The sequence below is a fragment of the Alicyclobacillus kakegawensis NBRC 103104 genome (assembly GCF_001552655.1).
GTDB lineage: Bacteria > Bacillota > Bacilli > Alicyclobacillales > Alicyclobacillaceae > Alicyclobacillus_G > Alicyclobacillus_G kakegawensis.
Genome location: NZ_BCRP01000006.1, coordinates 75,442 through 98,386, shown reverse-complemented (window position 1 = coordinate 98,386; position 22,945 = coordinate 75,442). Strand labels below are relative to the sequence as shown.

Annotated in this window: 19 protein-coding genes; 5 read left to right on the top strand and 14 right to left on the bottom strand. The window is 60.3% G+C overall.

Annotation, left to right across the window (positions count from 1 at the left end):
• Nucleotides 1–3: 3 nt before the first annotated feature.
• The gene (locus AK2_RS06645; RefSeq protein ID WP_067932639.1) at nt 4–675 is read right to left on the bottom strand and encodes an MtnX-like HAD-IB family phosphatase; all 672 of its coding nucleotides are present in this window, start codon (nt 673–675) and stop codon (nt 4–6) included.
• Nucleotides 672–1,898: a 2,3-diketo-5-methylthiopentyl-1-phosphate enolase gene (locus tag AK2_RS06640; RefSeq protein WP_067932637.1), complete on the bottom strand. Its 1,227-nt coding sequence runs from the start codon at nt 1,896–1,898 to the stop codon at nt 672–674. Before AK2_RS06640 ends, AK2_RS06645 begins: the two co-directional genes overlap by 4 nt.
• Nucleotides 1,899–2,299: 401 nt before the next feature.
• On the opposite strand from AK2_RS06640, the gene AK2_RS06630 reads away from it, so the two are divergent.
• Nucleotides 2,300–2,842, top strand: a complete 543-nt coding sequence (locus AK2_RS06630) for a 1,2-dihydroxy-3-keto-5-methylthiopentene dioxygenase (protein WP_067932634.1) — start codon at nt 2,300–2,302, stop codon at nt 2,840–2,842.
• 82 nt (nt 2,843–2,924) lie between these two features.
• On the opposite strand, the gene AK2_RS06625 is transcribed toward AK2_RS06630, so the two are convergent.
• From AK2_RS06625 to AK2_RS06600, 7 genes are all read right to left on the bottom strand, one after another.
• Nucleotides 2,925–3,158: a hypothetical protein gene (locus AK2_RS06625; RefSeq protein WP_067932632.1), complete on the bottom strand. Its 234-nt coding sequence runs from the start codon at nt 3,156–3,158 to the stop codon at nt 2,925–2,927.
• 171 nt (nt 3,159–3,329) lie between these two features.
• A complete protein-coding gene (locus tag AK2_RS16410; protein WP_083520925.1) occupies nt 3,330–3,674 on the bottom strand; it encodes a CHY zinc finger protein in 345 nt (114 codons plus the stop codon).
• A gap of 57 nt (nt 3,675–3,731) precedes the next feature.
• A complete protein-coding gene (locus AK2_RS06620; RefSeq protein ID WP_067932631.1) occupies nt 3,732–4,550 on the bottom strand; it encodes a carbohydrate ABC transporter permease in 819 nt (272 codons plus the stop codon).
• Nucleotides 4,547–5,377: a carbohydrate ABC transporter permease gene (locus AK2_RS06615; RefSeq protein WP_067932822.1), complete on the bottom strand. Its 831-nt coding sequence runs from the start codon at nt 5,375–5,377 to the stop codon at nt 4,547–4,549. Before AK2_RS06615 ends, AK2_RS06620 begins: the two co-directional genes overlap by 4 nt.
• Before the next feature lie 101 nt (nt 5,378–5,478).
• On the bottom strand, nt 5,479–6,750 hold the full coding sequence (locus AK2_RS06610; RefSeq protein ID WP_067932629.1) for an ABC transporter substrate-binding protein: 1,272 nt from the start codon (nt 6,748–6,750) through the stop codon (nt 5,479–5,481).
• 333 nt (nt 6,751–7,083) lie between these two features.
• Nucleotides 7,084–8,112 carry a LacI family DNA-binding transcriptional regulator gene (locus AK2_RS06605; RefSeq protein ID WP_067932627.1) on the bottom strand — a complete coding sequence of 343 codons (1,029 nt, stop codon included), beginning with the start codon at nt 8,110–8,112 and terminating at the stop codon, nt 7,084–7,086.
• A gap of 186 nt (nt 8,113–8,298) precedes the next feature.
• Nucleotides 8,299–9,948 carry a phospholipase D-like domain-containing protein gene (locus tag AK2_RS06600; RefSeq protein WP_245632806.1) on the bottom strand — a complete coding sequence of 550 codons (1,650 nt, stop codon included), beginning with the start codon at nt 9,946–9,948 and terminating at the stop codon, nt 8,299–8,301.
• 137 nt (nt 9,949–10,085) lie between these two features.
• On the opposite strand from AK2_RS06600, the gene AK2_RS06595 reads away from it, so the two are divergent.
• The 3 genes from AK2_RS06595 to AK2_RS06585 are packed head-to-tail and all read left to right on the top strand — an operon-like array spanning nt 10,086 to nt 13,773.
• On the top strand, nt 10,086–11,540 hold the full coding sequence (locus tag AK2_RS06595; RefSeq protein ID WP_067932623.1) for a spore germination protein: 1,455 nt from the start codon (nt 10,086–10,088) through the stop codon (nt 11,538–11,540).
• Nucleotides 11,537–12,640 (top strand): GerAB/ArcD/ProY family transporter, encoded by a 1,104-nt coding sequence (locus tag AK2_RS06590; protein WP_067932621.1) that lies wholly within the window; start codon nt 11,537–11,539, stop codon nt 12,638–12,640. Before AK2_RS06595 ends, AK2_RS06590 begins: the two co-directional genes overlap by 4 nt.
• Nucleotides 12,637–13,773, top strand: coding sequence for a Ger(x)C family spore germination protein (locus AK2_RS06585; protein WP_169794739.1), 1,137 nt, complete (start codon nt 12,637–12,639; stop codon nt 13,771–13,773). Before AK2_RS06590 ends, AK2_RS06585 begins: the two co-directional genes overlap by 4 nt.
• A gap of 94 nt (nt 13,774–13,867) precedes the next feature.
• Here the strand turns inward: AK2_RS06585 and AK2_RS06580 are convergent, their stop codons facing one another.
• Both AK2_RS06580 and AK2_RS06575 read right to left on the bottom strand, forming a co-directional pair.
• Nucleotides 13,868–15,277, bottom strand: a complete 1,410-nt coding sequence (locus AK2_RS06580; RefSeq protein ID WP_245632801.1) for an FMN-binding glutamate synthase family protein — start codon at nt 15,275–15,277, stop codon at nt 13,868–13,870.
• 99 nt (nt 15,278–15,376) lie between these two features.
• Nucleotides 15,377–16,105: a uracil-DNA glycosylase family protein gene (locus AK2_RS06575; RefSeq protein ID WP_067932617.1), complete on the bottom strand. Its 729-nt coding sequence runs from the start codon at nt 16,103–16,105 to the stop codon at nt 15,377–15,379.
• 175 nt (nt 16,106–16,280) lie between these two features.
• Between AK2_RS06575 and AK2_RS06570 the strand changes: the two genes are divergently transcribed.
• The gene (locus tag AK2_RS06570; RefSeq protein WP_083520919.1) at nt 16,281–17,600 is read left to right on the top strand and encodes an ammonium transporter; all 1,320 of its coding nucleotides are present in this window, start codon (nt 16,281–16,283) and stop codon (nt 17,598–17,600) included.
• 144 nt (nt 17,601–17,744) lie between these two features.
• Here the strand turns inward: AK2_RS06570 and AK2_RS06565 are convergent, their stop codons facing one another.
• The 3 genes from AK2_RS06565 to AK2_RS06555 form a co-directional block, all read right to left on the bottom strand.
• Nucleotides 17,745–18,980: a multidrug efflux MFS transporter gene (locus AK2_RS06565; protein ID WP_067932615.1), complete on the bottom strand. Its 1,236-nt coding sequence runs from the start codon at nt 18,978–18,980 to the stop codon at nt 17,745–17,747.
• A 154-nt stretch (nt 18,981–19,134) separates the two neighbouring features.
• Nucleotides 19,135–22,374, bottom strand: a complete 3,240-nt coding sequence (locus AK2_RS06560; RefSeq protein ID WP_083520918.1) for an efflux RND transporter permease subunit — start codon at nt 22,372–22,374, stop codon at nt 19,135–19,137.
• Nucleotides 22,375–22,416: 42 nt separating this feature from the next.
• Nucleotides 22,417–22,833 carry a MarR family winged helix-turn-helix transcriptional regulator gene (locus tag AK2_RS06555; protein WP_169794738.1) on the bottom strand — a complete coding sequence of 139 codons (417 nt, stop codon included), beginning with the start codon at nt 22,831–22,833 and terminating at the stop codon, nt 22,417–22,419.
• Between the last annotated feature and the right edge of the window lie 112 nt (nt 22,834–22,945).

The window sequence follows — 22,945 nt, the reverse complement described above, 5'->3', positions numbered from 1 at the left end:
CGATTACTCCTTCCACACAGGGTCTGTCTGCAGGTGGTCCATGATGTCGTAAAACGTCTCAAAGGCACTGTGCTTCACGCCAAGACTGCGGCACTCCTGAAGGAGTTTGTCCCTGGCGAACACGAAGTCGGCCAGCTGCGCCTGTTTCAGGTCCGTCACGCCGTCGCCAATCACCACCACGAGCTCTCCGGGGCGGCGGGTGCGGCGAATCACGGTGGGCTTGCACAGCCCGCAGCCGCCGTCGCACGCCTCATCGCAAGGCACACTCCAGACCACCCGCAGATGGGGCCCCGCGTCATCCAGGCGGTTGCAGTAGACCGACATCGCGTCATGGTACGGCGCCAGCGCCGGATGGACAAAAAAGTCGAAGCCGCCGCTGACCACCGTTAGCCGCCAGCCGTGCTCGCGGCACGCCGTTACGAACTCCGCGAAGCCTGGGCGTATGCGCGTGCCTTGGCGGGCGAACGCTTGCACCTGGGGCAGCAGGTGGGACGGGATGGCGGCGAACATCGCTTCGACCCCCTGCCGGACGGACCATTGGCGGGCGTTGACCTTGTCCACAATCGCCTGTCCGGTTTCCGGCAGGAAGTGGCGGACGATGGCACCAATCATGTCTTGTTGCGCGATGGTGCCGTCAAAGTCGCAATAAAAGGCGAGGCTTGGGACGCCGCTCATGCCCGCGCTCCCCACTTCTCGAGCGCCAGGCGCAGGGGCTCGCTGGCCTCTGCCGCCACGGCCAGCGGCACTCCCTTGGCCACCGCCTCCGCCGCCGCGAGAAACGCGCGGCCGCCGCCTGTGGCGCCTTGGGGATGGCCATGGATGGCCCCGCCGGCGTTGAGGATGACGTCATGCCCGAAATCGCGCACGATGTTCGGCACCAGACCTGGGTGCACGCCGGCCGACGGGGCCGGCAACACTGTACGCAGGCCGTTCGTTTCGCGCAGGGCCGCGACCAGCGCCAGTCCCTCCTCGACAGGCAATGTGACCGATCCGTACGGTGACGGGAAGATGGCCACATCGGCGCCGGCCAAGCGCATCAACTGTCCGAGCACGATGTGCGAAGCGATGCCGTGGCGGGGGGCGCCGTAGAGGGCCCCGGAGACGGCGGGGTGGGCCAGGATGGGCACCGCCACTTCAGGATCTGCCGCCAAGTGCTGCAGCGCGTCGTAGCCGAATGCCACGACGTTCAGCAAGAGAGCGCTGGCTCCAAGCTCGACCAAGCGTCGCGCTCTGTCACGCAGGTCGAAGATGGGACCGCTCAGGTTGACCGCGTACAGCACCGGTTTGCCCAGTTCATCCGCGATGTCGGCCGCTGCCTCGCGGAAGCGTTGCACCCGCGCCTCTGGAGGCGCCAGGGTTTCGCTGAAGAAAATCTCGTCGTCTTTGATGAGGTCCACACCGCCCAAGGCTTGTTCGCGAAAATGCTGGGTCAGCTCGTCAAGGGTCTGGCCGATGCAGGACTTGAAGATGCTCATGACCAGCGGGCGCTCATCGACCCCGAGGCGTTTGCGCACACCCGGGACGCCGAGTTTGGGGCCGGGGAATTGGCGCACGTAGGTCGCGGGCAGCCGCAGGTCCACGAGCCGGATAACGCCGTCCATGGACAGCTTGCCGAACACCGTGGTCAACAGCGCCGCGATGCTGGGCACCAGATTGGCGACAGGATAGCCGACGGTGATGCGGGCGCGGACCCGGTCTGCCGCGAGTTCCTCCTGTACTTCAATCCTTTCCACCACACCGCGATACGGTTGCATGGACGCCTGTTTCGCGGCGGGCAGGTCGGTCCAAGACCCGACGGTCAGGCCGACTGCGATGCTTTCGGCCCGCTGTTCCAAGGCGCCCGGCCTGTCCTCCAATTCGTAGGTGGCCAACACATACCGGGCCGTATCGTTGCTCATATGGGTCCTCCTTTCCGGTACACCGCTGCGCCTGCAAGCGGGTTGCGGATACCCGGCCGGATAAGGTCGCAGCCAGTTGCAACCCCAGCAAAAAAGCGCCCCTTTCCGTCAGAAAGAGACGCACGCGCGGCGGTGACCTTTATCTTCCGGGAAAATCGCAAGACCGCGCCGCACCGCATGGTAAGGCCGGTTTCCGGGTACATCGGCCCGGTCCCTCCATGACTCCGGATGGGGATGGAATGGTCGCTGGCAGCGTACCCATTCAAGTCGAGATAATCATATAATAGAGATATCCATACTATATAAACCCGTTTCAGGGCTGTCAATGGACTTTTTCCTGCGCGTGCCCTATGATGGGGGCAACCTGCGAGGCTATCGGCAGGCATTGGGAGGTTGAGAAGATGGCGAAGATTCGTGTGAGAAACACGGGAGAGACGATTGCCGAAGAGTCGGCGGTGCGTCGGTTTCTGGACGCCAATCAGGTCTATTACGACCATTGGCAGACAGAGAAGCTGCCGGCTTCACTGCGGGGCAGGTTTGTGTTGAGCGAGGCGGAGCAGGAGCAGGTGCTCGCCGCTTTTCAACAGGACATCGAGCAGTTGGCCAAAGCCCGGGGTTATGTGAAGTGGGACGTGATCTCCTTGTCCGAATCCACTCCGAACCTGGAGGAGCTGTTGAAGAAGTTCGAACAGGTGCACACTCATACCGAGGACGAGGTGCGGGCCATCGTGGCGGGCAGCGGCGTGTTTGTCATCAAGGGACGGGGCGATACGGGCTATTTCGATGTCGAACTGGAGGCGGGAGACGTCATCTCCGTTCCCGAGAACAACCCGCACTTCTTCACCCTGACTGATGAGCGCAAGGTTGTCGCCATCCGGCTGTTTATCGATCCGTCTGGGTGGGTGGCGCACCCTTACGAAGACCCGGAGTTTCAGTCCGCGTGAGCCGCGGGCAAAGACAGGCCGCCTGTGCCAGGCGGCCTTTTCCCATTCGGGCGGGGACGGGAGCCTGTGCGCCAGGTCGCGTTCAGGCGAAGCCCCGCAGGTCCGGCAGCAGAGTCATCAAGGCAAGCAGCGCGAGGAAGACGGTGATGAACACCAGGTCTCGCCTTTGTTCTGGGGTGCGCGCGCCGCGGCGTTTGTATCGTCGCCACCGGCGGGCGGGGACGTGTATCACGCGGCCGAACGGTTTTGGCGCAGCTGATTCGGATGCAGCGAGTCTAAACTTGCGAACTGTATCCGAGCGCTCTTCCGGCAGCATATCCATTCCTCCTTAAGCGTTTATAAGGAGACGGAACGCCATCCAGGTTGCGCAAAGTCGGAATCGTCCGTCAATAGTAACTATACGCGCTTTGTCACAGATGTGCCACAGTTTTGATGAAAAAATGTCATCGATTTGTGTGGGCACAGTGCGAAGATCGCACTCCCGCAGTTATCGGACCACGGGAGTGTCGAAATACAAAGGGGAATGCGAGGCGCAGCCGGGGTTGAAGCGGGCACCGCAACAGGGGCAGCGGCTGGCGCACGCCAGGTACTCTGCTATAGTCAGCTCAGACCCACAGGCGCCGCACAGGATGGCTCTGTCATGAAAGCGGTCAGCCGGCCAAGTCTGCGCTGGATGGTCCGCCACGGCCTCATGGCAAAGATGGCAGGGATAATACGTTTGGCAGCAGAAAAACTTGATAGCGACGATGTCCAGCGGACTGTGGTAGTGGGCGCAACGTGTCTCTGCGTCCACGCCGCACCCGTGCACTGAAATGCCATGCACACGGACCATCTGCTCGCCCCCTAGGTTTGGCTTCAGGCTGCCTTCAGTGTATCGCATCCGCGGCTTTTACTTAATAGCCCCTTTGGTCACGTTGCTGACAATCCAGCGCTGGAACAACAGGTAGACGATAATCATCGGCAGTAGTGCCAACAGGTAGGACGCAAACGCCAGGTCATAGTTGGTGCTGTACTGCGATTGGAACGCGTATTGCACCAAAGGCAGCGTGTACTGGTTCGGATCGGACAGCATGACCAGGGGCAGCATGAAATCGTTCCACGCCCACAGGCCGGTCAAAATGGCAACGGTGGCGTTCATCGGTCCCAACAGCGGGAACACAATTTGCCAGAAGATCCGCCAGCGACTGGCGCCGTCCACCAACGCAGCTTCCTCCAGTTCGAGCGGAATGGACTTCAGATAACCGATGTAGACAAACACGTTGAACGAGATGCCGTAAACGATGTAGAGAATAATCAGCCCCACCCGATTGGCCAGCCCGATATTGCTCATTTGGTGCACCAGCGGCAGCATCAGGATGGGAAACGGGACAAACATGGCGGCGAAAAAGTAGTAGTAGATGCTCTTGAACAGCCGCGTGTGCATGTTGCGGGCGATGGCGTATGCAACCATCGAGTTACTCAGCACGGTCAGGACGACAGCGAAAAAGGTGATGAGCAGGCTGTTGCCAAAGGTGTGCCAGTAGTGCGTGATGCTCATCGCCTGCCGGAAGTTGTCCCAGTGAATGTGGCTGGGGAATCCTAGCACCGACTGGGCCAACTCCTGCGGCGATTTGACGGCGACGGCGATGGCCATGTAGATCGGAAACAGGATGAACAAGGCTCCAATGATCAGAAAGATCATGGCTGGCCAATTGGTGCGCGTTCTCACAGTTGCACCTCCCGTCCCTGCATGAGACGGACCTGCGCCAGTGCCACGATGACGAGCACAATCAGGAACACGACCGCGTTCGCCGACTGGTAGGACAGCTCGCCGCCACCCAGGCCGTTGGTGTAGATGACGAACGAGACGGACTGTGTGGCCGTGCCCGGGCCGCCGTTGGTCATGCCCACCACCTGGTCGAACACCTGCAGGTAGTTTTTCGCCGCCAGCACCATGTTTATCGTCAGGAAGGGCGCGATGAGCGGCAAGGTGATGCGCCAGAATGTCATCCACGGGGACGCCCCGTCGATGCTTGAAGCCTCATAGACATCCTCCGGTATGGTCTGCAGACCTGCCAAGTACAGCAGCGTGTTGAACGCAGCCCCTTGCCACACGGAGACGATGACGATGCCCACCCAAGCCCAGCGGGTGCCCAACAGATTTTGCGACAGGGCGGTCAGGTGCAGTTGAGTCGCCACGTCCGGGATAACATTCGAAAACAGGTAGTTGAAAATGAACGAGACAATCAGCGTGCTGAGCACGTATGGCAGGAAGAAGATGGCCTTGAACGTGTTCGGCAGCTTGATGCGTGCGTTGAGCGCCAGAGCAATCAGCAGGCTCAATACGTTGACGAGTACGGTGGTGACAAACGCAAACAGGAACGTAAAACCGTAAGCGTGCAGCACCTGATGGTCGTGGAACAGGTCGACGTAATTCTTCAGCCCGATGAAATGATAGGGGCCAAACCCATTCCAGTTGGTGAAGCTGAGAAATATCCCGTGCAAGGCAGGCCACGTATGGAAATAGAAAAACAGCACCAGCGCGGGAATGGTCATCAACAGATACGGCCAGGACCGGCGCACTGACTTGAGCAATCTCAACACTTCCTCATTTGGCGCCCGGGGCGGTTACTCGCTCCGCCCCGGACTAGTCGATTTTACTGGTGAGACGCACTCTGCTGATAGAGGCTGTCGAGCTGTTGCAACAACTTGTGCACCGATTGTTTCTTCGACAGGGCTCCCTGCAGCACCGATTCGTACTGGTTGCCGGCAGCCATGGCGGGCGGGTAGTAGTGGTCGTCGAAATCGACCACTTTGCCCTGGTCAATGTACGGCTGCAGCGGTTTCAAGGCTGCATCCGAATTTTTGACGCCGTTCACGGTGGAGAACAGACCCGCCGCATTGGCGTACTTCGCGGCGTTCTTTTTCTCCAGAAGGAAATCGATGAATTTCATGGCGGCCTGTTCCTTGGCCGTATTGCCGCTGTTGGTGACGGTCAGCAGCGAGTCGACACCCGACACCATCTTCAATTTGCTGGGGTCGTTCGTCGCCGGCACCACAAACGTGCTGAGTTTGATGTTCGGGTTGGCCTGGCGAATGACCGGAAGAGTCCAGATGCCCTGCGCGTAAAACACCGACTTGCCTTTGGCGAAGTCTACGTTGGCGTCGTTGTAGTCAACACCGAACTGGTTCGGTTGTCCATACTTCACGAATTCCTGCATCGACTTGGCGGCCGTTAGATCGCTCTTGGCGAACGTGGTCTTACCGGCTTTCAGATCCTGGATGAACGAACTTCCCTCCGTGTTGGCGGCCAGCGCGTTCCAGATTGGGGCGATGGTCCATGCATCCTTAAACCCGTTGTAGAACGGTGTGCCGCCAGCAGCCTGGATTTGCTTGGCCTCGTTCATTAACTCATCCCAGGTTTTCGGGACTTTGAGATGGTACTTGTTGAACAGGTCTACATTGTAGATGATGGGCACTGCGTTGACAGTGTAGGGCAGGGCGTACGGCGTGTCTTTGCCCACTTCCTGCTCCAGCATCTTTAAGTACACGGGAGATACCTTGTCTAACTCTGGAGCATTGGAGAGGTCCTTGAAGACCCCGTTCTTCGCCATCTGGATGAACGTCGCGTCCGCGCCCATCGCCACGATGTCCGGCATCTGCCCCTTTGCCAGGTCTGACTGCAGCGTCGTATCCGTGTTGGGCGGATTGATCTGCTTGATCTTGATGTTCGGATTCTGCTCTTCAAAGACTTTGATCAGCTGATTCCATTGGTTGACAACTTCCGGCTTATTTTGCAGGAAGTTCAGACTTACAGTGCCTGTCGATCCGCCCGTATTCGAAGTGTTCGATGTTCCTGAGCTGCCGCAACCAGCCACGGCTGCAGCCAAGACCAGGGCACTGCCTGTGGCCAAAGACAACTTTTTCATTATCTGCTCCCCCTCGCATTTTGTTTTCCATAAGGTGCTCAACACATTCCATGCGGTTGCTTCCTGTGCACGGCATCTGCGGCGCAGGTATGCCTCACCACCTTTCCATTGATGATTGCGGGCAATTGACCGATACTTGGTCGCTTGTGACTGTTTTTGCGTCATAATTTGATGTACGTATATCAAAATGGACGATACTTCCCGCTTGTAGCGTCACGTTTTGGGCAACAGGATTGCGTTCTAGCCATGCAAGCGCTTAGCTGCATGCCCGAATGCCCGAAAGGGCAGGGGACGCGCCGCTACCACTTGGCCGATGCGCCCCGTACCGTTTAATCAAATGAAAAAGCGTGCGTTCTCCTTGACGACAACGTCCAGCCTAGTGATGTGCTCGGGCCCGTCCGCATCCTCACTCAAGGCTATATGGTGGAACAACTTGGTCACTGTAAGGTATCCTTGAGCCTCTGGGTCTTGGCAGATGACTGCGGTTATGGTCCCAGACTGCAGGTGCGCGTAAATCTCCGGGTTCATGTCGTGGCCTATCAGCACAGCGTCCGGGTTGATCTCCTGTTTGAGCTTGGCTATGCGCACCAACTCGGAGCTTGAGACATAGATGCCGTCGACGTTTCGCAGGTCATCGGCAAGCGCCTGAATGGTATTGGCCGCATCCGCCAATTCGAATTTGAGCGGGCCGACCATGCGGACGTGCGGGTATTCCGCCAGGGCTTCGCGAAACCCTTGGATTTTTTGGTGCGACTGAAACGACGTCCAGGAATCGGTGATCAGCGTGACTTTTCCTTTGCGGCCCACAAACTTACACAGCAGTTCCGCTGCCAGCCGACCGGCTCGAGTGTAGTTGCATCCGACATAGAACAGTCGTTTGCTCGCCGGAGCGTCTGTGTTCAGTGTCACCACTGGGAAACCCGTGTCGATACAGCGATCAATGATTCCGATAAACTGATCGTCGCTGGCCACCAGCGCCAGTCCGGCAAAGCGTCCGGAATCAATGACCTCCTGCACCCTGTCCACATCCACGTCGGGGGTGTTGTCAATCCTCATCACCTCGACTTGCAGCCCGTAGTCGCGCAGCTCCTGATAAGCCTTTTGGACACCTCTCTCCACCTGATCCCAGAAAAATGTCGGATAGGTGAACAAGACGACGCCAATCATGATATCGCGCTTGCGCGAGAGCAGGCTGGCTGAACGGTTGACCTGGTAGTTCAACTCCCTGCAGGCTTCCATGACCCGGCGATACGTCTCCGGTTTCACGTGCCCGCGGTTGTTGAGTACCCGGTCTATGGTCGACAGGGAGAGTCCTGTTTGCTCGGCAATCTGTTTCTTTGTCACCCTTGAATCGGCTTTCATCAAGCGCTAGTCCTTTCGCGTGGTAATTTTGTTATAATCCAAGGGTCTCATGTTTGTCAATCAAAAATGATGGATAGATTTCATAAATATGATGTACGTATGTCAAAACATAGCCCCTGTACAGGCTAATGCCCGCCAATTTCCCGCCAAGCGCAAAGACGTATGCAGCAAACAGCCCCTTTGCGCTTACAGCTGCGGGGCAAACACGCGGGCTGCGCGATCGAGTGCACGCTGCCACAACGGTCGCTGGCGCAGGTCCGCCAGGTGGAGCGGCGTCGACGATTCGAGGTCGCGTTCAAACTGGTTGCGCAGGTGCTCGTTTACAGCCCGGCTGTAGATCACTTCCGAGACTTCGAAGTTCATGCGGAAGCTCCGCGGGTCGTAGTTGGCCGCGCCGACCACCGCTACGCTTTCGTCCACGGTCATCACCTTGGCGTGCAGGATTCCCGGCTCGTATTGGTAGATCTCAATCCCCGACTCCAGCAGGGGGCCGTAATAGGTCTGGCTGGCGAGTTCCACCAGACGGTGGTCGGGATGTTTCGGGACCAGCAGGCGCACGCGCACTCCGCGCGCCACGGCGGTTTTCATCGCCATGATCAGGTCCGAATCGGGGGCGAAGTACGGCGTCGTGATTTCTACCCGCCGCTCGGCCAACGTGATGCAGAGAAAGAACAGTTCCTTCTGCGTCGGGGACGGGCTGTCCGGCCCACTCGCGATCAATTGCACATGGGCTTCGGTGCCTTGGCCGGCCAATCCGGCTGCCGCCGGCCCCTGGGCTCCTTCAGGGTGCTTTGCGTCGGCTGTGCCCGAATCCGAATCCTCCGCCAAACTTCCATCGTCAAGGTCCGCAAATTCCACCGATAGGGCCGGCCGGGTTCGACGGATGGCGCGCGTTCTGGCCAAGCGAGGAGGCCAGCCTCTGCGTCCCTGTTGGCGATTGGCATCCGCGACCGCACGGTTTTCCGGGGTGGCCGAGTCAGCGGTGGCAATCGACCAGTTCATCTCGAACACCTCAGCCACAGCGGACACACCCTCGCCGGTCAGGCACAGGTGCGTGTCTCGCCAGTGGCCGATTCCAGGTTTGAATCCGGTGTATTCGTCGCCGATGTTGATGCCCCCCAAGAACGCGATTTCGCTATCCACCACCACAATCTTGCAATGGTCCCGGTAATTCAGCCGGGGGCCAATCCACGGAAAGCGAAGTGGGAACACGGTCCTGCACTCGATGCCGGCCGCGCTCATTTCCGCCACGGTTTGCCGGGGGAATTGCCGACTGCCTATCCCGTCGCGGACAAACCGTACCTTTACGCCGGATTGGGCTTGGGCGATGAGCGTAGCCGTCACCAGCCGTCCAACATGATCCGCGCGGTATATGTAATATTCCAGGTCGATGCTGCGCCTTGCGGATTTCAGCGCATCGACCAGCGCTTCGTACGTTTCCGGGCCGTTCGTGAGCACGCGAACACGAGCGGGCAGCGGCGGTCGCCCCGTAATGCGGGTCAAAGCTGCGGACAACTGCCCGCCGGAGGACGGATTTTGGGCCGCTTCCCCTACAGAAGCCCAGCTTTCCGCAGGTGCGTCTGGCGCGGGCATATTCTTTCCATGTTGTTCCCAACTTCTCTGCGGGCAAGCGGTGTGTTGGCGAGCGGATCGACCGGGGCCTTGTCGCTGGATGCGGACAGGCCAGCTCAGGATCAGGTACAACAGGGGGCCAATCAAGGGAGTGATGATGCTGATGACCAGCCAACTGAGGGCGCGCTGGGGGCGAGTGGCCTCCCGCAGGGCAATCGCCATAAGAGCCCCAATTTCAAGCGCAATGCATACCAAAATGAGCACGAGCAATCTGATTCCTCCCCAGCTTGCACCTAGCATGGGTCGGATGTCGGCGGTTTATACAACCAACGGGCATAGATATCTGAGCAGTTGGACAGACTACGCCGCGGGCAGGCTCGGGCAGGAAGGAGGTCGGCATGATGCGAACCACGCGCGCCTTGCTGCGAGAGATTCATCCTGCGTTTGACGTGGTGGTTCGACCTGTTCCCCCCGCTCACCTGGATGTGGTTTACATTGGTACCATTGTGGATCACAACCGGGTGGAAGAACGGCTGTTGCGGCCATTGTTGCTCCAGGGCCGGCGAGACCATGGTCGGGAAACCCACCTCTGGCTGCAAAACACGTTGGAACTAGGGCAAATTCAGATAGAGAAGGACGCAGTCGCAGCCATGTGCGCTCTATTGGACAGCAAGGCGGTTCTGTGTCTGGAACGCGATTACGTGGTCGTCGACGTGACGGCGATAGACCGGCGGCTTCCGCAAGAACCGGAGGCCGAAGTCTCGGTGCGCGGGCCGCGCGACGGGTTCACCGAATCTATCGAAACGAACATGTCACTGGTCCGCTCGCGCCTACGCGATCCCGATTTGGCCATGCGCGAGTTCATACTCGGGACCCGTACGAGGACGAAGACGGTTCTCCTCTATCTTGAGGGTGTGGCCGATGGGGAAATCGTGGACGAGGTGGCCCGGCGCATTCAGCGCATCCATGTCGATGGCGTGTTGGACAGCGGCTTGGTGGAACAATGGATTGAGGACATGCCGTGGTCCCCGTATCCGCAGGTGCAGGCGACGGAGCGCCCGGACAAGGCGGTGTCCGGCTTGCTAGAGGGGCGCGTGGTCGTGCTTGTGGACGGAACGCCGTTTGTGCTGTTGGCGCCTGCCGTGATGATTACCTTCTTTCACACCGCCGATGACCATGATCACCGTTGGCTGTCCGGGTCCGCCCTTCGTCTCATTCGCCTGTTTGCGCTCGTCGTATCCATCTTCGGGCCTTCCATGTATGTGGCCTTCACCATGTACAACCCGGAACTCATCCCGCTCAATCTGTTGTTGCAACTGGCCGCCAGTCGCGAAGGCATCCCGTTTCCCATCGTCTTTGAAGCCGCCTTTATGGAGCTGATGGTGGAACTGGTGCGGGAGGCCGCCAATCGGATGCCGCAGCAGGTGGGGCAGTCGTTCACCATTGTCGGCGGCGTGGTGCTTGGAGACATCGCTGTCACGGCGGGCATCGTCAGTCCCATCATGGTGATTGTCGTCGGCGTGACTGCGCTTGGCGCTTTTGCCATTCCGAATTACGAGGCTGCGTTTATCACCCGCATGATTCGTTTCCCCATGCTTCTCGTCACAGCCATCTTCGGCGTTGTGGGCACGCTTTGGTTCGCCCTCATGGTGGCCGCCCATTTGTGCACCCTGAAATCGTTCGGTGTCCCGTATCTGACGCCGTTCGCCCAAGGAATATCCCGCGAATGGAGGGACACGTTTGTGCGCCTTCCGTTGATTGGCAAAGTGACGGTTCCGGCCACCTACCAGAGTCCATTGGGAGGCGTCGCGGTCGGCTGGCGTTCCCGGCGGGGAAGGAAACGCCGTCCGTTATGATGCGCGGAAGAAATGCACAGACGTATGGCATGTTGGTGTTCATCCCGTTGCTCGGCCCGGCCACCTTCGATTGGTTTCCCGATTGGTTGGAGGGCGCGGGCACAAATGTGTGGTGGCTGCTCATGGCCTGGGGGATCTTGGCGGTGGTCCTAGGCTGGTTGACTGCGGCCGTAATGGCGATAAATCGCGACCACGGCCCACCCCAGCTCCATACAGCCTCCATGCTGGAAACCATGCTGGGCAGATGGGGCGGCCGCCTAGCGAACTTCCTGTGGGCGTTCGTTCTTTGCCTGTACGGGGCACGGGTGCTGCAATCGGGTATCGAGCTGATTCATTACGATGTCCTGCCTTACACCCCGACGTCGGTGTTGATCGTGTTGGGCCTGCTCATTCCGCTTCAATTGTTGGTGGGGGGGTTTGACGCCCTGTTGCGTTACTGTGCGGTTTTGTTTTGGCCTGCTCTGCTGCTCGGCCTGGCCATGTCGGTGTTGTGCTTTCGCCGGGCGGATTTCGCCAACTTATTCCCCTTGGCAAATCCAATGCAGGCAGGACAATGGCTGGGCGCCTTGCCGCACGTACTGCAGTTGCTTCCCGGATGGTCGCTGGTTGTCCTGTATACGCCGTTGTTCCAAGCGTGGCTGTCCCCCGGAACAGCCTTCCGTGCCTACTTGTTCGCCGGTGGGGGAGTGTTGCTTCTTATGGCCCTGGACTTTTGCATGGTTTTGGCGAACTTTGGCGCTTTCGAAGGCGCCGCCTTGCAGTGGCCCGTCATTGAGGCCATGCGGATGCAACTGGGCATACACCTGGACGTCATCAACCTCATTCCTGTCTTGATTGCCGTCTCCGGTTTGTTAAACTTGTGTGTTTTCGGGGCCTATATGCTGATCCGTCCGTACATTCGGATGCCAAGCGTCGCGCGCGGTTGCCTTGTCCTGGGGACCTGCGGCAGCCTGGCGTGGATTGCGGATGTTTACGTAGGCACATCGAAACTCTATGAGGCCAGCAGCATCGGGTTTGGGTGTGTGCTCGTGGTCGCTTTGAGTGTGTGGTTCACGGTCCGTCACGAGCGGAGCGGCGCGGGGAGCCTGGTCAGGCGGTGAGGCGGAGGGTCTTGTTTATCGCTGTGTTGTTGGCCTTGGTTTTGCCGTTGTCTGGCTGTTGGGACGGTGTGGAATTGCAAAAGCGCGCCATTGTCCTCTTGCTCGGCATCGATCCGGCAGAGCATGGGGGGGTGACGGTATCGGTGCAAATCGCGTTGCCGCACAAGTTGGGAACCATCACCAGAGGTGAGGGGGGCGCCAATCAGGGCAAGACCATTACCGTCAGTCAATCTGGGGCCAGTGTCGGAGAGGCGGTGCATCGAATTCAACTCGCGGTGGACCGGAGGTTGTTCTTTGGCCACCTGCAGGCCGTGATTGTGAATCAGCAGTTGGCCCGGCAAGGGATTAGTCCGGTTCTCAATCCTCTGGTCCAATCGCGGATTGTGCCGCGCAATGCGTGGTTGTGCATATCGTTCGCTTCTGCGGAGCAGATAACGAAGTTCAATCCGCCAACGGACCCGATTCCTGCCCGCTACTTGACCAATTTTTTTACTAACGACATCCTCCTTGACCGCCCCTATGAAGGATCTGTGGGCGGTTTTCACCAGCGTTTGGTCACTCCCGGCGTGGAGCCGTATTCTTTCGCGGTCTTTGCGGATGACCCGTCCTCGTCGCCGCGAATCCACGGGCTCGCCGTGTTTCAAGGGAACCGACTGGTTGGCACCCTGTCCCACAAGCTTGTTTTGGGCTGGACATTTGTCGAGAATCAGTGTTCACGGACGGTTACCGATTTCCGGTGCCCGGAGGGAGACGGAAGGTTTACGGTGAACATCAAATCGGTACACACCGACATTCGCTTTCCCACGGCGGCATCCGGGTTTCAGAAGGTGCAGATTCGCACCCGCCTCGTCGGCGACATCGAAGGGGGCATCTGCGCCAGGCTGCAATCGACGTCGCGTCGCAAGCAATTGGAGCGCGCCGTGTCCAAACAAGTGCAAACCCTCGTTCGAGAGAGCCTCGCGACCAGTCAACGGCGATGGGGAACGGACATCTTCGGACTCGGGCTCACCCTGTACAGGCAACACCCAGATCAGTGGCCTGGCGACAAACAGTGGCGCAAACAGTTCCGGAGCTTGAAGTTCGACATCAAGGCTGATGCGCGACTCCACTACGTACAGACGTACAACGTATAGGGCGCGACTGTAACCCGACGCGTCGTTTGGCGTCTGGTCCCGTCCGCGGTGAGCGGACCTGAGCCTTTGTTCGGAAATCCGGTGCGTGACGAGGCTAGATGAGCGGCAATTTTGTGATGCGGGCGACGTCCGCGTTCCATGCCACAAGGTCGCTTTCGCAGACGTCGTGCACCGACTTCTTCCCCAACGCGCGAACACCCGTTTTCATCTCTTCCGCGCAACTGTTGAGGAATCTCGCCAGGCTTTGCGCGCCCTCCTCTTCATCAAATTGCTGGCGATGGGCGCCAGTGGCCCAGGCCAGGGAGGTCGGAGGCTCAAACGGGATCGCCTTGACAATCTGCGTGTGGGTCGTCGCAAACAGGGCGGCGGTCCCAATGTAGACCGCGTCGGCACCCAAAGCCAGGGCTTTCAGCATATCCCCGGGGGTGCGCAGGCCGCCGGAGATGATGAGGTCGACCTTGTCGCGCCAACCCTTGGATCGCAAGAATTGAACCGCTCGGCACAAAGCGGATAGGGTCGGCAGGCCAAAATCATCGACGAGAATGGCCGGTGCGGATTGGGTTCCACCCTGCGCCCCATCCAGCACCACTACGTCAACGCCTGCACGGACAGCCATCAGCAGGTCCTGCTCCAGTTCATGGTTGGCGGCCAGCTTGACGGCAATCGGGACTCCTCCGCTCAGCTGGCGTAGGGACTGTACCAACCGGCGCAGCCTGCGCTCGTTCTTGGCTTCGGGAACGCCCGCGGGAATGTAACCGCCTTGTCGCCGAGTCCCCGACAATCCCATGTCGGCGGCCATTTCCGGCGTCAGGTGGTCGGGGGGGATGAAGGTTCCGCAGCCGGCGTTGGCCCCTTGGCCGATGCGAATCTCAATCATGTCGGCTTGCCGCAGGGTGTCTGGGGTGGGCCGCCAGGGAGAGGCGTGGTATTGCACCACCAGGTGCTTGGCCAGCTGGCGAAACTCCGGCAGGCACGGCCCCTGTCCCGTGTTGCTGGCGGTGTCGGCCAAGGCGGCGCCTTTCATGAGGGCGCGGGTGAAAGGCTTGCTCAGGGCCACACCGTATCCCATGGCGGTCACCAGAATGGGGATGGACAGCACGAGCGGTTTTTTCGTGTTTCTCCCGATTATGGTGGTGGTGGAGACCGGGATGTGGTTGTCGAGAGCGTGCCGCCGCAGCTGTGCGGGTGAGAACAGCAGCCCGTCGAAGTGGGGAAACGCGCGCGCGGTGCCGATGGGCTTGCCCAGCGGCATGCCTTCCTGCGCGCGCAGTTCGCTTTCGATGGTCCATTGCACCCCGAATTTGCGCAGCGCGGTGAGCCCCTCCGCAAGGTTTTGCGTGTAAGGCTCCGCGAACACCTTGGTCACCGCGTCGCGAAAGACGCGTTGAAACACCACGCGCCCCCACCAAGGCATTGTGAATACGGAGAGCAGGCCAAGGCCAAGCAACACGACGGATTGCACCAAGGCCATCCAAGCGACAAGCCACGGCGCATGTGGTCCCATGGGACATCCCTTCCTCGACGCACAACACATCGCTCTGCATCCCGAGTTTCCCCCTATACCGAGCGTGTATTCCCATGACGGCGGGGACAGGGATTTCTTTCACACAGGCCGCGCGTCGCTATCGGGACTGTCGTTGGCAGCGGCAGCGGTTGCATACGCAGCCGAACGGTTCCAGGCTTCGCGCAGGCGTTCGATGGCCGGCTGATAGCGGGCGCGATCCCAGGAGTTATACGACGGGTGGGGCACGTCCCAAATCACCAGCCAGTGCTCGCTCTGTACGCCGGCCAAGCGGAAAAACTTCTGGGCAAACCGTCCGCAGGGTACGAACACGCACGAGCGGGCGGTAAGCTGGTGCAACTTTTCGCGCAGGGACTCAACCAAGACGTCCTGCACCGCCTGGGCCATCGGTTGGTCGAACTGCTCCCTGTGGTTGTTGGCGCGGACAAACTCAAGCGCCTGCAGCCACTGGCCGTACCGCTTGTGGACGTCGCGGTTGCGGTAGGCGCTCGCTTGCATGGGGATGTTGGACACGTTCATCAAGCCGATTCTGTCGAGACTGGGCCTGTGCTTTTGCTCGTCCGCGTTTTTCTTGACCAGCCACCCGAGTGGGAAGCGCGCGTACCGTTCGCCAAACAGGTGTCGGCTCATGGTGGCGCCTGAAGACCCGGAGACCGGGGCTCGGTAGCGCAGCTCCTGCACATGCGGAGATTCAAGCAGGAACACAAAGCGCGAACTGGGACGCACGATGTCCGGAACTTCATAATGTTTGCCGAGTTCCGCCCGCACGGCCGCAAAGGCTTCACGGTAGTCCAGGTCCGCTTCGTTCATCGCATAACCTCCCAAGCTTATTCTACCATGTTTCGTTCGAACCGCGAGAGAGCACGATGACTCTGCTTGTCGGCAAACCCAGTCCATAATGTCATTAAAAATAACAAATATCGTTGCAAGAATCGAACGAAGGGAATACATTGTGAGCAGAAAGCAGAGAGGGGTGTAAGGTATTATGCCAAAAGTCGATCCGGGGGATACGGCATGGGTACTGGCGTCGGCCGCACTCGTCCTCATCATGACGCCTGGCGTCGCCTTTTTCTACGGCGGCTTGGTTCGCAAGAAGAACGTCATCACCACGATGTTTCAGGCGTTTGCTGTCATCCTGTTGGTTTCCGTCCAGTGGGTGGTCTTCGGCTACAGCCTGGCGTTTGGGCCCGATGTTGGCCACGTGGTCGGCAATCTCAGTTGGTTCCTGATGCACGGGGTGGGCGCTGCTCCCGACAGCGACTATGCTGCCACTGTGCCGGCCGGGGCGTTCAGCATGTTCCAACTCATGTTCGCCATCATCACGCCCGCGTTGATTGTCGGCGGCCTGGCCGAGCGGGTCAAGTTCTCTTCGTTTCTCGTCTTTATCTTGCTCTGGTCCACTTTCATTTACGATCCGCTCGCGCACTGGGTGTGGGGCGTCGGCGGTTGGTTGCGTAACCTCGGTGTGCTCGACTTCGCCGGCGGCACGGTGGTTCACATCAGCTCTGGGGTGGCCGGTTTGGTGGCCGCCATTTACCTCGGGAAGCGCGTGGGCTACGGATCGGACAGCATCCGCGCGCACAATGTGCCATTCGTTCTGCTGGGCACGGCCTTGCTCTGGTTTGGCTGGTTTGGGTTCAATGCTGGCAGCGCCTTGGCGGCCAACGGGCTGGCGGCCAGCGCATTCGTGACGACCAACACGGCGACCGCGGCGGCCGCTTTGGGCTGGATGTTGGCCGAGCGTCTGCGGACGGGGCATTTCACGTTGGTTGGCGCCTGCGCGGGTGCGGTGGCTGGGTTGGTGGCCATCACCCCGGCGGCCGGATTTGTGACTCCCGGGGCATCGCTGGTCATCGGTTTCGTCGGCGGCATCGTGTGCTACCTGGCCTGCACGTTCATGAAAGGGCGGCTTGGCTACGATGACGCCTTGGACGCCTTTGGCGGCCACGGCATCGGCGGCACGTGGGGCGCCTTGGCCACCGGTCTGTTCGCCACGACGGCCGTCAATTCGGCGGGGGCCAACGGGGCCATCCATGGCAATCCGCACCAACTGCTCTTGCAGCTATGCGGGGTCCTGGCCACTTGGCTGTTCTCGGGAATCGGCACGTGGATTCTGATTTGGGCGGTGGATAAGGTGATGGGCTTCCGCGTCACGGCGGAAGAGGAAGAACTGGGGTTGGACGCCGTGCTCCACAACGAGTCGGCGTACCCCGACCTTCTGTCTCCGGACGAGTGGGCGAGGCGCCTGGCGCAGAGCCCGTCCGAGCGCGCGGAAACGTCTGTGGCGGCGAAGGTCAGTCCGTAGCCACGGTCGTGCCTGCCACGTCATAATGGGTATGCAATCCAGCCTCGAACAGAACGTCCGAGGTCTGTCCGGACGGATCGACAGGTAGCTCAACAGGAAAATCCGGGAGGGGCGTGACCTGCCGGGTTTTCCTGTTGCTTGCCTTCATTTGTGCGAGTGGCGCAGCCTGGGGGCTTGTGGCAACGGTTGTTTGCCGAGGTTAAACCAGACCCACACCGCATTGATGAACAACAAGGCCGCGGTGACGAAGAATACGTTGGAGATGCCGAAGGCCGCGGCGAGCTGGCCGCCGAGCAGGGGCCCGCAGAGGTTGCCCAAATACTGGGCAGACTGATTGTAGCCGAACATGCGCCCGGCGATGTCGTCCGGAACCAGGCGGCGCACCAGAGAGTTGACCGACGGCAGCAGCCCCGCCATGAACAAACCCAACACGAAGCGCAGGACCAGCAACTCCCAGGCGTTCTGGACAAACGCCTGCGGTACGAACATGATTGCCGAGGCGGCCAGACAGGTCAGGAGGACGCGCTGCTGTCCCACCTTGTCGGCCAATTTGCCGATTGTCGGCGCGGCGAGCACGTTGGCCAGGCCTGCGGCTGCCACCACCGCCCCGGCCATGAGCGCGATGTGGCGGCTGTGCGGACTGAGTTGCTGCACATAGACGGTGACAATCGGGTTGATGGACATGATCGCCAATTGCAGCATGAATGTGGTCACAAACATGGCCCACACTGTGCGCGGATTGCTCAGCCGGGCAAAAATCTGGCGCCGCGAGAGCTTCGGTTTGTTTTTCAGCTCCTCGGCGCTCGGCCGGACAAAGCTTTCCTTGACAAACAGCACGGTCACGACAAAGGCGATGAACATAAAGGCGCCCGTCACAAAAAAGACGTGGCGCAAACCAAGGGCATCGGCCAGCAGACCGCCAAACAGCGGGCCCAGGAGCGATCCGCCCACGGTCCCGGTGTTCAGTGTACCCATCGCCCATCCTGACTTCTCTTTGGGGGCCTGGGTGGCCACCAGAGTAATCGCCGCCGAGATATACCCGGACACTCCGCCCATCAACAGGCGCAGGCCGACCAATTCCCAGACGTTCTGGACAAATCCCATCAGGGTCATGATGATGGCCATGCCCAGGCTCGCCCTAAGCAGCATCACCTTGCGCCCGTAGGTGTCGGCCATGCGGCCCCATACTGGCGCGACGATGGCCGCTAACAGGAACGTGGCGCCAAAGGCGGCACCGGACCATTGCTCCACCGCGGCCGTGTTGTGGATGCCCAGTTCCCCAATGTAAAGAGGAAGAAACGGCACGACCAGGCTCATGCCAGCGGTGGTGGCGAAGCAACCAAACCAGACGACAAACAGGTTTCTTTTCCAGACGGACATAGGTATCCCTTCGATTCCGAAAAGTTTTTGCCCCCGAATCAATCCTTCGATTTATTATACGCTCAACCAAAAGGCGTGAAAATGGCATAAATATGAAGGTCCCGGACGCGTTGCGTCCGGGCCTTGACCATGCCGGGATATGGGGGGCTCTGTTTCACTCAGGCAGCCATTGTGATGGGACGCGTTCCTGTGGCCCGCGTCGCGGGGTGTCGGCTTCTGGCTGGAGAGACCGGAAGGGCCAACCGTGTCCAGCGCCAACCACCCGTGCGCATGCCGGGACCAGGAAGGCAAGGACAACCAGGGCGTACAAGACTAAGCCCAACATCACCGCAGCGGCAATCTCCACCAGGGAGGCCACGCCGGTCGCAATCATGGACCCGAACGTGCCTCCCATGATAGTCGCGGCGGAGAACACGACGCCCCCCATGTGTTTCATGGCCGTGTGCATCGCCTCGCCTATGCTGTGTGTCCGCCGTTGTTCTTCCTCGAAGCGCGTCATCAGGAAGATGCTGTAGTCCACTCCCAATGCCACGAGGATGAGGAACACGAAGAACGGCACAACCCAGTTGAGACCGCTGCGGCCGAGCATGTCAACAAAGATGAGCTGCAAACCGGCCATGGTGACAAAATACGTGGCGGCCAGCGAGACGATGATGTACAGCGGCGTCAGGATGGAACGCAGCATCAGCACCAGGAGCAGGAAGATGACTCCCAGGATGAGCGCCACCGTACGGGTGAAGTCCTGGCTCGAAATGCGGTTCAACTCCGCTTGCTGGGCGGTGGTCCCGTAGGACAGGATTTGCCCGTGCTGAATCGGACTGGACGCCAAGGCGGTCCGCGCGGCCTGTTCCACTTTCGGCACGAGGCTGATGGCGGCGTTGGAATACGGGTTGTCGCGCAGGATCACGGAAAACGTCGCGGTGTGGCCGTCGGGCGAGATGTACGCGTCCATCGCCTTGGCCAACTGCTTGTCGTTCTCGACCGTGCTCTCCGGCACGTAAAACCCTGGGCTGCCGTGGCCGCTGCCGGCCTGGGCCGAGCTGTGCAGGAAACTCTGCACCTGCGAGACTCCAGAGGAGAGTTTGTTCGCCCCTGTGCTGGCCTGGCTCAGCCCATCGGGCGCCGAGTGGAGGCTGTTGGCCAGGGAATCCACCCCGTCTGCCAACTGGGCGCTGCCGCTGGAAAGGGACTTGGCGCCGCTTCCCAGCTGCGACAGGCCACTCGCCAAGGCCTGGCTGCCGCTTGCAAGCTGCTGCGCGCCTTGGTGCAGTTTCAGCGTCGCGTCCGCCAAGGGGCCGGCCGCTGCCGACAGCTGGCCGAGCCCGCTGGACACCTGCTGCGCGCCTTGGTTCACCTGCGTGGCCGCCTTCGCTGCCGCCTGCACCCCGTGGGCCAGCTGTTCGCTCGCGCTGGCCGCCTGCTGCTCGCCGCTTGCGGCCGCATTCGCCAACTGGAGCATCTGCTGTACGGACGGATCGGCCGCTTCTTGTGGGTGCGCCTTGGTCCAAGCGTTCAGTGTGTCGGCGAGCTGGCTGTTCAGGCCTGCCAACTGCTGTTGATTCTCGGCCAGCTTCACGCTGCCTTGGGCCAACCCGTCCGGTCCGTTCAACCCGGCGCTGAGCTGTTGTGTGCCCACGGCCAACTTCTTGGCGCCTTGGCTCAGTTGGTTAGCCCCTTGTTGCCACTGCTCCACACCGTGCTTCAGTCCAAGGGTGCCCGTCGCTAGTTTGTCGGCCCCGTCGGCCAGTTTCTTGGTCTGGCTGGCGGCTGTGGCGAGGCCGCTGTCCAGCTGGCTGGCTCCGGATTGGACCTGCCGCGCTCCCTCGGCCAATTGGGAGCTGCCGGTTGCCCCTTGTTGCAGGCCGCTGGAGGCTGTGCGCAATTGGCTGGCCAGTTGCCCGAGCCCCTTTTGCACCGACTTGAGACCGGAGGCCGCCTGTTGGTTTTGGTCCGCCAATTGAAAATCGCGGATGACGTGCCCCTCCGGCCGGGTGGCGCTGTCGACCTTTTGCACCCCGGGCAGGGAGGCGACGCTTTCTGACACCTGTTCAATCGTCGCCAGTCCGGCCGACGTGCGCAGGTTTCTATCCGTGTGCAAGACTATATTGAGCGGCATCACCGTGCCGGGGCCGAATGCCTTTGAGACCACGCGAAACCCCTGTGCGGAGTCGGCCCCCGGGATGTCCCCGAGCGGATCGAACGAGCGGGGATCCGTAAACAACAGACCCAACGGGGTGAGCGCGACCAGCAGGCACAAAAGCGTCCACCAAGGCCGTCGCACCGCCACGCCGCCTGTGAAGCCCCACACACGGGAGGGGCGATGGGCGTTGGCGGCACCGATGCGGCGCGGCCAGAACAGCCTCGGCCCGAGGATGGCCATCAACGCCGGGATGAAGGTGAAGCAAAGGACAATCAACACCGCCATGCCGACTGCGACACCGACGCCGCTGCGGTACAGCCCGAAGCGGGCCAGGTAGAGGACGGCGAACGAGGTGAGCACCGTCAGCCCGCTGAACAAGACCGTCTTGCCAATCGCCGATACGGCGTGGTTGAGGGCGGCCGCTGGGTCGTCCGGCTTTTGCCCCAGTTGCTCTCGGTAGCGGTTCATGATGATGATGGAGTAATCGGTGCCGGCGCCGAACAAGACGGCGATTAAAAAGGTCTGGGTGAAGCTTGAGACGGGCAGGCCAAACCCGGCCAACCAGGCCACCAGCCCGGTGGTGATGAGATACGTCAGGCCGACCGCCAACAGCGTCACCAGGGGCGCTACAATGGAGCGAAAGACCAACAGCAGGATGATGAGCACCAATGCCACCGTGATGTAGGCGGTCTTTTCGACGCCGGCCATGGAGACCGCGATTTCGTCCTGCTGCAACGGTGCGTCACCGGTGAAATAGACTCGGGTGTCGCTGGGCGGGTGGGCGAACACCTGATGCAGACTGTTCAGCGCTCCCTTGATGGCGTCGCTGGTGACGTCGTAACGCAGGCCGACCATGGCGATTTCGGTGCTGCCGTCCCGGCTGAGGAACACCCCTCTGCTGGCCGATCCGCTGTTCTCCATATCCTGCACGTACGTCACGCCGTAGTGCTGTTTGTTGTCTTCAATCTGTTTCAGCTGCCTGTCAAAGTAAGCCTCGTCAGCGGCCGTCAATCCGTGTGCGTTGTGAACGGCGATCACCGCGGTGCTCTGGGCTTGGTGCTTGGGGTTCACATGTTTGGCCAGGTTGCTCGCCGTGATGACGGACGAATCTTCCGGGATGTAGTCGGTCTTGGTGTGGGACACCACCGCGTTGAGGTTGGGCAGCCCTATCAATGAAGCGGCGGTGATGACGAGCCACGCCGCCACAATCCACCAGCGAAACCGGTGGATGAACGGGCCTAATCGCGCATACATCTGTCTGCCTCCTTTGTCCGCACAGGTCCGTGCCCGGCCTATCTATGAAGTGGCCGCGTCCGTCAAGCCGGCAAGGATGGCGGAGAGGTCTTTGAGCAGCGGCATCGCCTGTGCCACCAGCCGCGCATCCATGGCGGCGATGACGCCCTTCCAGAGGTCTTCGTTGGCCGCTATGAACCGTTGCGCAAACAGGCGTCCGGATTCGGTCAGCGCGAACCAACTGATGCGTTTGTCCGCGACATCCGGCCTGCGTTCAAGCAATCCACGGCGCACGAAGCGGGCGGTCAGATTGGTGACCGGTCCCGATGTGATGCCCATCCACTCGGCAATCGTGCCGGCTGTTGCCGGCCCGTGCTGATATAGATGGGTCAAGAGGAACGACTGGGCTGGGGTGAGGTCAAACTGATCGTGCAGGGGGGCCATGAAACGGACGACTTGCCGCACCAAGTCCGGTCCCAAGCAGCACAGCTCTTTCGCAATCTCCGATTGATTCCTGCTTTCAGTGCACAATGGCATCACCTGGGTTGAGTATATCGGAAACTATCTTCATCATGAAGATAACAGCTTGGCA